Genomic DNA, 14,879 nt, shown 5'->3' with positions numbered 1-14,879 from the left:
GCAGAAATATCTCAATAAAATTTCCGGTCCGTTGTTAGATCGTATTGATCTGCATGTGGAAGTAACGCCTGTTCCTTTCAGCGAATTATCAAAAGCAGAAAACAGCGAACCAAGTGCAGCTATCCGTGACCGTGTGATTGCTGCCCGTGAAATACAGGCTGAGCGTTATAAAGATGTGGATGGTATTTATGCCAATGCACAAATGAGCAGTAAACAACTCAAAGAAATTTGTGTGATCTCCCAGGCGGGACAAACGTTGTTGAAAGCGGCGATGGACAAACTGAACCTGAGTGCAAGAGCCTACGATCGTATTTTAAAAGTTAGTCGTACTATTGCCGACCTTGCACAAAGCCCCGACATAAAAGTGGAGCATCTGGCCGAAGCTATTCAATATAGGAGCCTTGATCGGGAAGGATGGGCAGGGTGAGTTTTATGCTCTCACAGTTATCCTAAAGAAAGCCATCTTGTGTTTTAATTTAACTTTGCGCTCAATACAAATGAATACCAGACAACAAATGCAGGCCGATATTATTGTTGATTGCGAACGGATGAAGTATCCCAACACGGGCTTGTATTACTTCTGCAAATATTTGAGTGAAGCATTAATTGAGCAAAAACCGGCCGGCCACAATTCGCCTGCCTTTTATATACGTCCTTCTGAAACTGGTTTTCTTCCGGAAGGTACTCTTTACTATCCTCAGAAATGGTGGCATAAACTTTACCATCCAATCCCCTCCAACTACAAAGTGTGGCATGGCACCTACCAGGGTAGTAATTATTATCCAGGTAGCAGCAAAATAAAAAAACTGCTCACCATCCATGATCTGAACTTTTTATACGACAGTAATAAAGACGCTGCGAAAAAGAAGAAATATTTAGAGAGAACACAAGCTATGATCGACCGTTCTGATCAAATTGCCGTTATCTCAGAATTTACGCATCAGTGTATCCGTGAGCATCTGGATCTTTCGAATGTATCTGTGCAAACAATTTATAATGGATGCAACACGCCACAAGAAAATACCGTTTTCCAAAAACCATCATTCATCACTTCTGATACGCCGTACATTTTTTCAATTGGTACTGTTTTACGAAAGAAAAACTTTCATGTATTGCCTTGTCTTTTAGTTGGCAACGATTATCAACTCATTATTGCTGGCATTAACCAGGATAAAAATTATGTTGATGAAATATTTGCCGAAGCAAAAAAACATGGAGTGGAAGACAGGGTGCTGTTGCCCGGCTCTATAACAGAAAATGAAAAATGGTGGTTGCTGAGCAATATGCTTGCAATGGCGTTTCCCTCTATTTCAGAAGGTTTTGGATTACCGGTGGTGGAGGCGATGCATTTTGGCAAACCGATCCTATTGTCAACACATACTTGTCTTCCTGAAATTGGTGCAGATGCTGCTTATTATTTCAATTCATTCGACAGTGAAGACATGCAGCAAACTTTTCGAGATGCATTGCAGCATTTTCATACACATCCCGAAATGGTTGATAAAGTAAAAAAAAGATCCGCATTTTTCAGCTGGAATAAAGCTGCAAAACAATACTGGCAGTTATATGAACAGCTGATGCAGAATAAATAGTTCTACTTCATTCAAAAATTAATTTTATGCCTGTAAAAGGATTTAAACGATACATCGAATTATTCAAGCATATTCAAAACCCTTTTGAATACATCCTGCATAAAAATGAGCGGTTCAAACGTTCATTGATCTTTACCACAAAGCCGAATAAGATCCAATTTCCTGTAGCACTTCCTTTATTCCAAGTGTTTAAAGAAATATTCATGGAAGATGTTTACAATATTAAAGACGTTGTGAAACAAATGCCGCAAAAACCTGTCATCATCGACATTGGAGCGAATGCCGGTTTTTTTGATGTACTGATCCTGTCGAAAATAAAAGATGCGAAAATATTTGCCTACGAGCCAATTCCCCGCAATACACAGCAAATAAAAACGGTGCTTGACGCCAACCCTGTTATAAAAAATAATGTGATCGTTCATCAGGTGGCAGTTACAGGAACTCCAGGTGAAAAAATTGATCTCTATATTGAATCTGAAAATGACAACAGCGTTATTGCCAGCATTTTTTCAGACTTCAATTCAAGTAATGCAAATAAGATATCTGTAGACACAATCACTTTAACCGATATCATTTTAAAAAACAATCTTACGGAAGTGGATATCATGAAAGTGGACTGCGAAGGAAGCGAATATGATATCTTCTATAATACAGATCCTGCTTTAATACGCCGTGCAAAAATGCTTTTACTCGAAGTTCATGATCTGGATGAAGACAAGAATAATATTACCGCCATGCATAAATTTCTTGTTGATATCGGGTATGATGTAACACATGAGCCGATCAATAACTTTTGCCATGCAGTTGAAGCTGTGTTGAGAAAATAGCGAACAGCCTTATCTAGATTTTTATTTTCCTGTAATTCCTGAAATCGAACAACCTGTATCCTGTCTTTTTTTCAACCCAATACAATAGCCAGTTCTTCAATGTAAATTTCTTTTGGTTGACATCCAGTTCCACATGCCAGTTTTTTGAGGCAATACGTTGCTGCATTACAACCGGGTGTGTGCCCGTGAATTTCCGTAGCGAATCAAATTGACTGAAATCAAAATGCTCTGATTTATCAGGTGAAACTTCAATCGATTCATCATCAAAATAGAACCGGGCAATATTTTTTTGCTTCTGTCGCATCTGTTGCGGGCTTTTCACCCAACCATAATGATAAACTTCAGCAGATACAGGAACCACATTCAGTTTTTCTTCACCTCTCCTGAAACCTTGTGCATCTTTATACGAACTGATTGTTGGATCGTTGCGGATAATTCTTACTTCGTGCCTGTACCATTTACGGCTATCACCTACATAGTCGTAAGTACCATAAAAATGCAGATACTGAAACAATAAGCCTTCCACACGTTTATCATCTTTGTAACGTTCTGCAGTTTCCCTGATAACAGCATGATACTTTTCATGGATCACTTCATCAGCCTGTATATAAAAGATCCAATCAGTATCGGGTGATACATGACTTTTTACTTTATCGGTTTCAAGCGCATACACCCGCCCCCCTTCCCGCAGGTTCATATCCCAGGTGGAGTAAATGATCTTCAATTTATCCGATTGTATAGAACGAATAAGACCGTCTGTATCATCATCGCCTTTGTCAATACTAACGATCATTTCATCTACCACCGGCAATATAGAACCGATGGCTTCCACCACAGGAAAGTCATTCAACACGGCATTGCGAACGATGGTTATACCGGTAATTTTCATGTGATCAAAGAACCGATTTTTTTTAATACAAAGTAAAAACCGGTGACTGATCGTTATGTATCTGTTGCTGACGGATAATGGCAGACCGCTCTTGAAAAATGCCGGTACGCATGCAAAATGCGGCTGGCTTTCCTGCAAACTTGTCTTACTTTTAGAAGCTGGTGCATTTTTTGAAACATGTGATCCCTTTACGATAACAGTGTTTAGCATAACCGGTATACAAAAAACATGACATGTTTGAGCTGATCAATTTCTGAAGAGAGTTGGCATCGCAACCACATCAACTGGAATAGCAGAATTGAAGCTTCAGTTTAAAATTGCTCATGACTGTAGTAATAAAATTATTTAATCAGGGCAAACCTCTGTCGTTATAACTTCTATCATGAAAATAGTAATTGCAAATAACTCAAAAATACCGGTGGAAAAATATGGCGGTACAGAACGGGTTATCTGGTATTTGGGGTTGGAATTAACAAAGCTGGGGCATAAAGTAGAATTCCTTGTTCCAGCTGGTTCAAGCTGCACCTATGCCAACGTAATTCCAATTGATGAAAACAAAGAAATCATTGAGCAGATTCCAAAGGATACTGATGTGGTGCATTTTAATATGACTCCATCCAATATCGATCTGTTACAAACTCCCTATATCATTACACAACACGGTAATTTTGGCGAATCTGTTCAACTGAATCGAAACTCAGTTTTTGTTTCTTCGAATCATGCAATAAGATACGGCTCAGACTCTTTTGTTTATAATGGGTTAGATTGGGATGATTATTCAAAACCCGATCTTACAAAAAAGAGAAATTACTTTCACTTTCTAGGCAAAGCAGCATGGCGTGTAAAAAATGTAAAAGGAGCCATCAACATCATTAAGAAAACCAAGAATGAACGCCTTTATGTATTGGGTGGCAACAGACTAAACCTGAGTATGGGCTTCCGGTTTACACTTTCACCAAGGGTTCATTTTTGCGGTATGATTGGTGGCAAACGAAAAGATGAGTACCTGATGAAATCAAAGGGGTTGATATTCCCCGCACTTTGGCACGAACCTTTTGGATTGGCAATAATTGAAAGTCTATATTTCGGTTGCCCTGTTTTCAGTACTCCATATGGTTCTATGCAGGAATTAATTACGCCACAATTTGGCGTATTGTCAAACAAACTTTCGGTTTTAGCAGATGCTGTTGAAAACTATTCAACTTTTTCAAACAAAGATTGCCACGAATATGCGCTGGAGAATTTCAACTCAGCAAAAATGGCGAGAGCTTATCTTGAAAAATATGAGCGTGTGCTTTCAGGCGAAATTCTGAATCCTGTGCATCCAACATTAAAAGAAATTCAAACCAGCCGTTTTTTAGATTGGTTTGAATAACAAATACAACTATAATAAACCGTCATCACAATTTAAAATCAAATGAAACTTCTGATCAAATACCTGGCACCTTACAAGGGCTTAGTTGCACTCACCATGGCTTTGGCAGCCATCAATATCGGCTTTTCACTCATCGATCCTATTTTGTTCGGCAAGCTGATAAACCTGGCTAACCGGCATTTAGGAACAACCAATGCCCAAACACTTGTTAAAGAAGATTTTTTCTTCTCCTTCAGTTGGGAGAAACCCGGCGTGTTGTATGTATTGGTCATGTCGATCTCTGTTGCAATGGTAAGCCGTATTGCCAAAGCCTTCCAGGATTATTTTCAAAATCTCACCACACAAAAATTTGGCACAAAGGTTTTTACAGATGGTTTGAAACATGCCATGAAACTGCCTTACCAGGATTTTGAAGATCAGCGAAGTGGTGAAACACTTTCCATCTTGACCAAAGTGAGGACCGATACAGAAAAATTTGTGTCGGCGTTCATCAATATTCTTTTCCCTGTTATTATCGGTATTGTAATTGTATCGTTATATGCATCATCTATCCACTGGACATTACCTTTTATTTATTTCGGAGGAATTATTCTACTAGTTATTATTTCAAATGCACTCAGCAAAAAAGTAAAATCGGTACAAAAAACAATTGTGGCACAAACGACACAATTAGCAGGTGCCACCACTGAATCGCTCCGCAATATTGAACTGGTAAAAAGTTTAGGTTTAACAGACCAGGAAGTAACACGCTTAAATAAAAACACATTTAAGATACTGGGATTAGAATTGACCAAAGTAAAACGCATACGCAGTATCAGCTTTGTGCAAGGAACTTTTGTAAACACACTACGCCAGGTGATTTTGTTTATGCTTATGTGGACGATCTTTCATGGCAGAATGGATGCAGGCCAGTTGGTAACCATGCAGATCTTTTCCTTCTTTGTATTTGGACCATTGCAGGAAATTGGCAACATACTTCTCTCCTATCGTGAAGCAGAAGCCAGCATCACCAACTTTCATATACTTATGGAAAAGAAACCGGAAGCAACACCGGTTAATCCACTGCATTTGGGAAAAATTGAAACACTCTCCTTCAACAATGTTTCGTTTAAACATCAAACAGCAGGACAAAATGCTATTACAGATATCAACTTTAATGTAAAAGTGGGAGAAACAGTTGCATTTGTTGGGCCATCCGGTTCAGGCAAAACAACATTGATGAAGTTGTTGGTGGGCTTGTACCGTCCGCAGCAGGGAAAAATTTTATACAATGGCAACGATGAGAACTCCATCAACTTCGAAGACCTGCGTAATCAGATAGGGTTTGTAACACAAGACACTCAACTTTTCAGCGGTACCATTAAAGAGAACCTGATGTTTGTGAATCCATCTGCCACAGATGAAGAATTAACGGATGCGTTGCACAAAGCAAGTTGTCAGCGATTACTTGCACGTGCAGAAAAAGGGCTGGATACCATGATTGGTGAAGGTGGGCTCAAATTAAGTGGTGGTGAAAAACAACGTTTGTCAATAGCACGTGCTTTGCTGCGTAAACCACGCTTGCTCATTTTTGATGAAGCTACGTCTGCACTTGATTCGATTACAGAAGAAGAGATCACTTCGACCATTCGTGATATTTCAGCTGGTGAAAACCAGATCAGTATTTTAATTGCGCACAGACTAAGTACTATTATGCATGCTGATCGCATTTATGTATTGGAAGGCGGCGATGTAGTTGAAACAGGAAGCCATCAGCAATTGCTGGAAGAAAAAGGTTTGTATTATGCCATGTGGCGCCAGCAAATTGGTGAACGTAAGAAACTCGTTGCAACTACTGTTGCAGAATAAGAAATAAGTTAAAGGTGCTTTTTATCACTTTTTGCAAAACGGTGATGGGTTATCTTTGCGAAAATTTTTAACGCATGCCCTCTTCTAAGCCCAGGCCGAATTATTTATGGAGTATGTTTTCAATGCATTGTCCACGTTGCAGAAGAGGCAAGCTGTTTAAAGATTACAGTGCCTACAATTTCAAACACACGTTCGATATGCATGACGAATGCCCCGTATGCAAACAAAAGTTTGATATGGAACCGGGCTTCTGGTATGGCACCGGTTATGTGAGCTATGCTTTAACAGTGGCTATTTCCGTTGCAACATTTGTGGCATGGTGGGTGTTGATTGGTGTATCGTTCAGCGATAACCGGGTGTTCTGGTGGCTGGGTTTAAACTCTGCGTTCTTATTGATCTTACAACCATGGCTTATGCGGCTGAGCCGTGCCATGTATCTCTACTTTTTTGTGCGGTATAATGAAGACTACGAAACATCGGAGCCGCACAGGTTTGATTATTGATTGTCTGAACGATGATTTATGGGATTTTTGAGATTCGCAGGATTTCCTGGATATACATGATCTCATCATGTTAATCCTATTAATCTACCCAAATCCCGGTTCAGACAATTGCTCCATAGCATTCCCGAACGTACAAGTGAGCGACCCGTCTTCGCTAAAGCTGCGAACGGGCAGGCACAACAGCCGCTGAACAGGATTCCTAACGACCGTTACCAAAAAACCTTGAAAATCGGTTGAAAATTCACGCTCAGGTTAACGCTCAATCCAATACTTTTGCAGCCAAATTCTCCCCATGCCAAAAGATAAATCGATTAAAAGTGTGCTGATTGTAGGCAGCGGCCCCATTGTGATCGGCCAGGCCTGCGAGTTTGACTATTCGGGTTCGCAAGCAGCCCGCAGTTTACGTGAAGAAGGAATTGAAGTAATTCTCATCAACAGCAACCCCGCCACCATCATGACCGACCCGATGATGGCCGACAAAGTGTACCTGTTGCCCCTCACCATTGAAAGTATTGAAGAGATTCTGGAAGAAAACCCACAGATCGATTCAGTATTACCTACCATGGGCGGACAAACGGCTCTGAACCTTTGTAAAGAAGCCGATGAGTTGGGTGTTTGGGAGAAATACAATGTGACTATGATTGGTGTGGATGTGAAGGCGATCGATACAGCTGAAGACAGGGAGAAATTCCGCCAGCTCATGATCGATATTGGTATTGGTGTTGCACCAAGCCGTGTAGCTAACTCGTTGCTGGAAGGAAAGGAATTTGCGCAGGAGATCGGTATTCCGTTGGTGATTCGTCCATCGTTTACACTTGGAGGCACCGGCGGCGGTATTGTAATGCATAAAGATGAACTGGATGCTGCACTCGACAGAGGTTTGAAAGCAAGTCCGATGCATGAGGTGTTGGTGGAAAAAGCATTGTTGGGTTGGAAAGAATTTGAACTTGAACTGTTACGTGATAAGAACGATAATGTGGTGATCATTTGTACGGTTGAGAACTTTGACCCAATGGGTGTGCATACCGGCGACAGTATTACAGTGGCTCCTGCCATGACATTGAGCGATACTGCTTTCCAGAACATGCGTAACATGGCGATTAAGATGATGCGTAGTCTCGGCAATTTCGCCGGTGGTTGTAACGTACAGTTTGCATTGAATCCCGAAAATGAAGACATTATTTCGGTTGAGATCAACCCACGTGTAAGCCGTTCATCTGCACTGGCAAGTAAGGCAACCGGGTATCCAATTGCCAAAATTGCTGCGAAGCTTGCAATCGGTTATACATTGGATGAATTGAAAAACCAGATCACACAAACAACTTCTGCTTACTTTGAACCGGCACTTGACTATGTAATTGTGAAGATGCCACGCTGGAACTTTGATAAATTTAAAGGCGCTGATGATCGTTTAGGTTTACAGATGAAAAGTGTAGGTGAAGTGATGGCAATTGGCAGAAGCTTTACGGAAGCAGTGCAGAAAGCTTGTCAGAGTTTGGAGAACAACGCTGTTGGTTTGGGTTACTACGGCCAAAGTGTAAAACATGCTGAAGAGTTGATTGAATACATAAAAGTGCCGAAATGGGATCGCATTTTCCGTATTAAAGATGCGTTGATGGCGGGTGTGAGTGTGAAGACGATCGTTGACGCAACAAAGATCGATCGTTGGTTCATTTACCAGATCCAGGATATTGTGAACATGGAAAAGGAATTGATGAAGCATGATATGCAATCGCTAACAAAAGAATTATTGACTGAAGCAAAACGTATGGGCTTTGGCGATGAGCAGATCTGCAGAATTATGAAAGAGGATGCCAGCGAAGATGAACTATATGAAAAACGTAAGGCCTGGGGTATTACCCGGGTGTACAAAATGGTAGATACCTGCAGCGCCGAGTTTGAAGCGAAGACGCCGTATTTCTATAGTACGTTTGAGTAAAACAAGAATATAGAAGACAGAATATAGAAGAAGCATTGATTAATCGTCAATGCTTTTTTCTTTTACATGCATTACGTCTCTCGACGGCAAACGTTTTTTATCTTACAGCACCATGGAGCACAATTATAAAGAGTCCTTTCGGAAACTGACTGATTATGATTTATTGGATTTACTTGATAAACGTGAAGGAGTGTCACCCCTTGCGATTCAAGCTGCAGAGGAAGAACTTGCTTCAAGAAACATTCCAACAGACAGGCTGGATTATTTAAACGAAAAGATCGCTGGTAACAAAACCCGGAAGACGAAAAACCTTGAATTCATAAACACGATCAAAGAAAATATAAACGGGCAAGTTTCGGCTATGATTCTGCCTGAAGAAAACCCCTCAACTGAAAAAATAGTAAAAATATTCTGTGCAATACTTGGAGTTCAGTTTCTTTTCCAACTGCCTCCTTTTTATCATACAATTTCAAATGCTCTTAACAGAACTCCAGTTGACTTTTTTTGGTGGGAGATGCTAAGTATTATTGCACCACCTCTGCAGCTTCTTATGACCCTTGATCTACTATTCAAGAAAAAAAGAGGATGGGCATTATTAATAATATTAACAAGTTTCGGAATTACGCTTCTTCTTTTTCAGATAATATTTTATACTGACTCGCTTCCTTTAACTGATCCTTATTTCTGGATACAACATTTACCAGCAATTGGGATTTTGTTGATTTTCCTCCGTAAAAGCTTTCGTGATTACTATAAAGTAAGCATGGACTTCGTCACAATTACAATAATTTTATCGACAATACTTGCAGTGATCTATTATTTCTTATTACAACTTACTTAACAGCATGTTGAAAAATCTGAAAGCATTATTTTTTGGGTTACTCGTTGCATTAGTGCTATGTGAAATTGTGTTGCGTATTTATAACCCGCTTACCAATTTTACCAAGCAGGGAAAGCTGGTATTGCCGGCTAATCAACAAACAGTATTCGATAACCAATGGATCAAACAACTGGATGAAAATATTAAGTACAGCCGTAACGCCTTAGGTTTTCGTGGACCGATGCCAAGCGATAGCATCTTAAAACTCAACTCCATTATTACTATTGGAGGAAGTACAACCGAATGCCGTTTTTTAAGCGACAGTACAACCTGGCCTTTTTTGCTGGAAGAAGAACTGAAAGATTCTGTTCCTGATGTATGGGTGAATAATGCTGGCATTGATGGTCATTCAACCTTTGGGCATTTATTGTTGATGAAAGAGTATATCATTAAACTGAAACCAAAGTATGTAGTGTTTCTCACAGGTGTGAATGATGTGGAAACAGAAAAGCCGGAAAGCTTTGATGTGATGAATGAAAACAAATTGCAGTATAGTTCCGTAAAAGCATTCTTTAAATCATTGCTGAATAAAACAGAAATCGGAGCAACTGTTTTTCAATTATACAATATCCGCTCTGCTTACAAAAAAGGATTGATTCATAAAGAAATTGATTTTAAACAACTGAGAGATACTACTTACACGCCTGCTTATATACAAGAAACAATCAGCAAACAGAAAAACTATCTCAGTGGTTATCAGTCAAGGTTGCAGGAGATCATCAATCTTTGCAAAGCGAATCAAATTCAACCCATCCTGTTAACACAGCCATCATTGTATGGAGCTTTCACCGATAGTACAAGTGGTGTTCGTATGGATCTGAAATTTCACGAAAGCAATCCCGGTAAAAACAATTTGTTGCAGGAACAGGTATTGGAAGAATACAACAATGTGGTTCGTTCGTACAGCACACAGGCAACAGTTATTGATCTGGCGAAACTGATGCCGAAGAATACAGTTTATTATTACGACTTTATACATTTCAATAAACAAGGAGCCGCTAAGGTAGCGGAGATTTTGAGTGAAGAAATAGAGTCACTGATGATACGGATGAAACTGATAAGCACAAATTAAATCAGTGATCATCCGCTCAAATCAGCGTCATCAGTGTTTCTTTCAAATCGCTTATTTTGCACCCATGTACATTCTCGGCATCTCTGCCTTTTACCATGATTCAGCAGCAGCCATCATAAAAGATGGAGAGATCATTGCCGCTGCACAGGAAGAACGGTTCAGCCGAAAAAAACATGATGCCGGGTTTCCTTCAAAAGCTGCTGCGTATTGTTTAAAGGAAGCAGGCATTTCTATCGATCAACTGGAAGCAGTCGTGTTTTACGATAAACCATTATTGAAATTTGAGCGCTTGCTTGAAACCTATTACGCATTTGCACCAAAAGGTTTTACTTCTTTCTTGATGGCCATGCCTGTTTGGTTGAATGAAAAACTATTCCTGAAAAAGATGATCCGTGATGAGCTGAAGAAAATTCAACTCTACGATAAAAAGAAACTGAAGCTGTTATTTCCGGAACATCATCTCAGTCATGCAGCATCTGCATTTTACCCATCGCCGTTTGAAGAAGCAGCGATAGTAACCATTGATGGGGTTGGCGAATGGGCCACCACAACCATCTGCAAAGGAAAAGGCAAAGAGATTGAAATACTCAAGCAACTCAACTTCCCTCACTCTGTTGGCTTATTGTATTCTGCGTTTACTTACTATCTGGGCTTTAAAGTAAACAGTGGTGAATATAAGTTGATGGGGCTGGCACCCTACGGTGATCCTGATGCAGAACAAACCAAACGGTTTGTTTCCATCATTAGAGAAAAACTTGTAAAGATCTATGAGGATGGCTCTATCTTTTTAGATCAGCAGTATTTCAATTATTCTGTTGGATTACGAATGGTGAAAGATAAAAAGTTTGAAACTCTGTTTGGTTTAAAACGCAGAAGCGAAGAAGAAGAATTGCAACAAGAACATTGTAATCTTGCTTTGGCCATTCAACAGGTAACAGAAGAAATTGTGTTGAAACTGGCTGCACATGCAAAAGAAATTACCGGTTCGAAGAACATTTGTTTATCGGGTGGTGTGGCTTTGAATTGTGTGGCAAATGGCAAATTGCAGAATAGTAATTTGTTTGAAAATATTTTCATCCAACCAGCAAGTGGTGATGCAGGCGGTGCAGTTGGTTCGGCCTTAGCAGCACATCATATTTATTTTGAAAAGGAGCGTATTGTCAGTTCTGCAATGGATGCAATGAAGGGCTCCTATCTCGGTCCGTGTTTTTCTGCTGATGAAGTTGAATCAACTATTCAACAATACAAAGCAGTTACAACTGCATTCAACAATCGAAATGAATTATACAAAACTGTTGCAGCGCATATCAGCGAAGGAAATGTAGTTGGTTGGTTCCAGGGAAGGATGGAGTTTGGTCCACGAGCATTGGGCAACAGAAGTATTATTGCCGATCCTCGAAATCCTGAGATGCAGAAAAAGCTCAATCTGAAGATAAAGTACAGAGAAGGATTTCGTCCCTTCGCCCCTGCTGTGCTTGCAGAAGATGTGCAGGATTATTTTGAATTAACTACTTCATCGCCTTATATGCTGTTGGTGCAACCGGTGAAGAAAACATTACAATATCCTGTGCCGGAAAATTATCATCACCTCAGCTTAAATGATAAATTATATTATCAACGAAGCACTTTGCCTGCCATTACACATATCGATTATTCAGCCCGTGTACAAACAGTGCATAAAGAAACCAATGAAGCATTTCATGACCTGATCACTGCTTTCAAACAGCAAACAGGTTGTGCAGTGTTGATCAACACCAGCTTTAATGTACGTGGAGAACCTGTGGTATGTACCCCGCAGGAAGCTTATCAATGTTTCATGCGTACAGAAATGGATTATCTTGTTATTGAAAATTACCTGTTCAGTAAACAGGAGCAACCTGAATGGAAAGAAAAAGATGATTGGAAGAAAAACCTGCAAGCTGATTAACTTTGTACAACTATGATCGAGTTTTTAAAAGATATGTGGGCCTTTTTAAAAGAGCGTAAAAAATGGTGGCTGGCTCCTATCATCATTGTCATGTTATTATTAGGCGTATTACTCATCTTCGGTGGCAGTTCCGCCGTTGCACCTTTTATCTATTCTTTATTTTAAATGAAGTGGCGGGCTAAACATACCTCACTGCTCGTGATCGCTATCGGCTTTGCCATTTTCTATCTCATTTTTCGAAAAGAATGGATGTTAACCCCCATCGGTGTTTGCTTTATTGGTTTCCTTATAGGACCGGTTGGCGACTTCACCCATATCATCTGGATGCAGCTGGCGAAATTGCTGGGGTATATCAACAGCCGAGTATTGCTGTCTGTTATTTTTTTCCTCTTTCTCACCCCCATTGCATTACTCATGCGGCTGGTGGGCAAAACCCAATTTATAAAAAAAGGCGGCGTAAAACAGACGCTGTTTGTAACCCGCAATCATCTGTATAACAGGCAGGACCTGCAAAATCCTTTCTGACAAGCTCATATCCGTTAGCAAATCCCAGTCGAAATTTGGTCAAAAAAAACCCTCAAAATTTTTCACACAACCGTACATTTGCACCGCAATGGCAAATACGATCCTCCACAACGAATCCATTCCATCTCAACGTAAAAAAATTATTGTTCTCGGCAGTGGCCCCAACCGCATTGGTCAGGGTATCGAGTTCGACTACTGCTGTGTTCATGGTCTGCTCGCCATCAAAGAATGTGGCTACGAGGCGATCATGGTGAACTGTAACCCCGAAACGGTTAGTACCGACTTCGATATGGCTGATAAGCTGTATTTCGAACCGGTTTACTGGGAACATCTCTGGGAAATTATTGAGCTGGAAAAACCATACGGTGTAATTGTACAACTGGGCGGACAAACTGCCCTTAAGCTGGCAAAACGTCTGCACGAAAGAGGTATCCGCATCATCGGTTCTTCATTCGACAGTATGGATATTGCCGAAGACCGTGGCCGTTTCAGCGATCTGTTGAAAGAACTGGAAATTCCTTATCCAAAATATGGCACAGCTTATACCACCGATGATGCCATTGAAGTGGCAAAAGAAGTTGGTTACCCGGTGCTGGTGCGTCCCAGCTATGTATTGGGCGGACAAAGGATGCGTATCGTTATCAACGAAACCGAACTGGAAAGTGCAGTTTTAAGCCTCATCAAACATTTGCCCGGCAACAAGATCCTTATCGATCATTTCCTCGATCGCTGCCAGGAAGCCGAGATCGATGCGATTTACGATGGTGAGAATTTTCATATAATGGGTGTTATGGAACACATTGAACCTGCAGGTATTCACAGTGGCGATAGTCATGCAGTATTACCTGAGTTCAACCTCACACCATTGGTTGTAGCAACCATGGAAGAATATGCTAAGAAAATTGCGAAAGCATTGAAAATACAAGGTCTCATCAACATCCAGTTTGCCATTAAAGATGGTAAAGTATTTGTGATCGAAGCCAATCCACGTGCAAGCCGCACTACCCCGTTTATTGCAAAGGCATACCAAATACCTTATCTCAACATTGCAACTAAAGTAATGATGGGAGTAAATAAACTCACCGACTTTACATTCGAGAAAAAACTAACCGGTTATGCTATTAAAGAACCGGTGTTCAGCTTCAGCAAATTCCCGAATGTAAACAAGGAGCTCGGACCAGAAATGAAGAGCACTGGTGAAGCCATCCGCTTTATTAAAAACCTTCGTGATCCTTACTTCCGCCAGTTGTATAAAGACAGAAGTATGTATCTCAGTAAATAAATTTCAAACTCCGCACTTGTTGCGGAGTTTTTTTATGCTTGCCGGGAATGCGGAATGAATAACTTACCGCCTTCCCGTCTTTCCGGCTAAATATTTTTTTGTTTCCGGCACCCGCATTTCATAGCATCACCTGTTGCGTCGCACTCTTGTTCTCCATTGCAGAAAGCTTCTATTCTTCTTAACTTAGAAGTATGAACAAAGAAGTGCAATCGATCATCAG

The 14,879-nt window shown here is 40.4% G+C and carries 14 protein-coding genes; 13 read left to right on the top strand and 1 reads right to left on the bottom strand.

The genetic code is table 11. The annotated features are described in order from the left end of the window. The 3 genes from VK159_RS07435 to VK159_RS07425 all read left to right on the top strand — a co-directional run. A partial coding sequence (locus VK159_RS07435) for an ATP-binding protein (protein ID WP_324229497.1) occupies positions 1-427 on the top strand: 427 nt, incomplete at its 5' end. A 70-nt stretch (positions 428-497) separates the two neighbouring features. Then, positions 498-1,592, top strand: a complete 1,095-nt coding sequence (locus tag VK159_RS07430) for a glycosyltransferase family 1 protein (RefSeq protein ID WP_324229496.1) — start codon at positions 498-500, stop codon at positions 1,590-1,592. 26 nt (positions 1,593-1,618) lie between these two features. Beyond that, on the top strand, positions 1,619-2,419 hold the full coding sequence (locus VK159_RS07425; protein WP_324229495.1) for an FkbM family methyltransferase: 801 nt from the start codon (positions 1,619-1,621) through the stop codon (positions 2,417-2,419). Positions 2,420-2,432: 13 nt separating this feature from the next. Here VK159_RS07425 and VK159_RS07420 read toward each other — a convergent pair whose 3' ends face one another. After that, entirely contained in the window at positions 2,433-3,308 is an 876-nt protein-coding gene (locus VK159_RS07420) for a glycosyltransferase family 2 protein (RefSeq protein ID WP_324229494.1), read from the bottom strand. Between the two features lie 382 nt (positions 3,309-3,690). Between VK159_RS07420 and VK159_RS07415 the strand changes: the two genes are divergently transcribed. The 10 genes from VK159_RS07415 (at position 3,691) to VK159_RS07370 (ending at position 14,659) form a co-directional block, all read left to right on the top strand. Next, on the top strand, positions 3,691-4,683 hold the full coding sequence (locus VK159_RS07415; protein ID WP_324229493.1) for a glycosyltransferase: 993 nt from the start codon (positions 3,691-3,693) through the stop codon (positions 4,681-4,683). A 42-nt stretch (positions 4,684-4,725) separates the two neighbouring features. Next, positions 4,726-6,531, top strand: coding sequence for an ABC transporter ATP-binding protein (locus tag VK159_RS07410; protein ID WP_324229492.1), 1,806 nt, complete (start codon positions 4,726-4,728; stop codon positions 6,529-6,531). Positions 6,532-6,605: 74 nt separating this feature from the next. Next, entirely contained in the window at positions 6,606-7,034 is a 429-nt protein-coding gene (locus VK159_RS07405; protein ID WP_324229491.1) for a DUF983 domain-containing protein, read from the top strand. A 292-nt stretch (positions 7,035-7,326) separates the two neighbouring features. After that, positions 7,327-8,973: a carbamoyl-phosphate synthase large subunit gene (carB, locus tag VK159_RS07400; RefSeq protein ID WP_182802115.1), complete on the top strand. Its 1,647-nt coding sequence runs from the start codon at positions 7,327-7,329 to the stop codon at positions 8,971-8,973. A 112-nt stretch (positions 8,974-9,085) separates the two neighbouring features. Then, positions 9,086-9,814: a hypothetical protein gene (locus tag VK159_RS07395; RefSeq protein WP_324229490.1), complete on the top strand. Its 729-nt coding sequence runs from the start codon at positions 9,086-9,088 to the stop codon at positions 9,812-9,814. Positions 9,815-9,818: 4 nt separating this feature from the next. Then, positions 9,819-10,925 (top strand): SGNH/GDSL hydrolase family protein, encoded by a 1,107-nt coding sequence (locus VK159_RS07390; protein ID WP_324229489.1) that lies wholly within the window; start codon positions 9,819-9,821, stop codon positions 10,923-10,925. Between the two features lie 64 nt (positions 10,926-10,989). Beyond that, entirely contained in the window at positions 10,990-12,852 is a 1,863-nt protein-coding gene (locus tag VK159_RS07385) for a carbamoyltransferase (protein ID WP_324229488.1), read from the top strand. Positions 12,853-12,864: 12 nt separating this feature from the next. Next, positions 12,865-13,017: a DUF5989 family protein gene (locus tag VK159_RS07380; protein ID WP_182802118.1), complete on the top strand. Its 153-nt coding sequence runs from the start codon at positions 12,865-12,867 to the stop codon at positions 13,015-13,017. Continuing rightward, positions 13,018-13,377 (top strand): SxtJ family membrane protein, encoded by a 360-nt coding sequence (locus VK159_RS07375; protein ID WP_324229487.1) that lies wholly within the window; start codon positions 13,018-13,020, stop codon positions 13,375-13,377. Between the two features lie 88 nt (positions 13,378-13,465). Continuing rightward, positions 13,466-14,659 (top strand): ATP-grasp domain-containing protein, encoded by a 1,194-nt coding sequence (locus tag VK159_RS07370; protein WP_324229486.1) that lies wholly within the window; start codon positions 13,466-13,468, stop codon positions 14,657-14,659. The last annotated feature ends 220 nt before the right edge of the window (positions 14,660-14,879 follow it).

It is taken from the genome of Lacibacter sp. (assembly GCF_035299325.1).
Taxonomy (GTDB): domain Bacteria; phylum Bacteroidota; class Bacteroidia; order Chitinophagales; family Chitinophagaceae; genus Lacibacter.
The sequence above is the reverse complement of the archived record's forward strand: the minus strand, read 5'-3'. Positions and strand labels throughout refer to the sequence as shown.

Excerpts from the sequence above, each read along its gene's own strand:
- VK159_RS07405 (WP_324229491.1), top strand. The coding sequence starts at position 6,606 with ATGCCCTCTTCTAAGCCCAGGCCGAATTATTTATGGAGTATGTTTTCA.
- VK159_RS07370 (WP_324229486.1), top strand. The coding sequence starts at position 13,466 with ATGGCAAATACGATCCTCCACAACGAATCCATTCCATCTCAACGTAAA.
- VK159_RS07395 (WP_324229490.1), top strand. The coding sequence starts at position 9,086 with ATGGAGCACAATTATAAAGAGTCCTTTCGGAAACTGACTGATTATGAT.
- VK159_RS07430 (WP_324229496.1), top strand. The coding sequence starts at position 498 with ATGAATACCAGACAACAAATGCAGGCCGATATTATTGTTGATTGCGAA.
- VK159_RS07420 (WP_324229494.1), bottom strand. The coding sequence starts at position 3,308 with ATGAAAATTACCGGTATAACCATCGTTCGCAATGCCGTGTTGAATGAC.
- VK159_RS07410 (WP_324229492.1), top strand. The coding sequence starts at position 4,726 with ATGAAACTTCTGATCAAATACCTGGCACCTTACAAGGGCTTAGTTGCA.
- VK159_RS07390 (WP_324229489.1), top strand. The coding sequence starts at position 9,819 with ATGTTGAAAAATCTGAAAGCATTATTTTTTGGGTTACTCGTTGCATTA.
- VK159_RS07425 (WP_324229495.1), top strand. The coding sequence starts at position 1,619 with ATGCCTGTAAAAGGATTTAAACGATACATCGAATTATTCAAGCATATT.
- VK159_RS07380 (WP_182802118.1), top strand. The coding sequence starts at position 12,865 with ATGATCGAGTTTTTAAAAGATATGTGGGCCTTTTTAAAAGAGCGTAAA.
- carB (WP_182802115.1), top strand. The coding sequence starts at position 7,327 with ATGCCAAAAGATAAATCGATTAAAAGTGTGCTGATTGTAGGCAGCGGC.
- VK159_RS07375 (WP_324229487.1), top strand. The coding sequence starts at position 13,018 with ATGAAGTGGCGGGCTAAACATACCTCACTGCTCGTGATCGCTATCGGC.
- VK159_RS07415 (WP_324229493.1), top strand. The coding sequence starts at position 3,691 with ATGAAAATAGTAATTGCAAATAACTCAAAAATACCGGTGGAAAAATAT.
- VK159_RS07385 (WP_324229488.1), top strand. The coding sequence starts at position 10,990 with ATGTACATTCTCGGCATCTCTGCCTTTTACCATGATTCAGCAGCAGCC.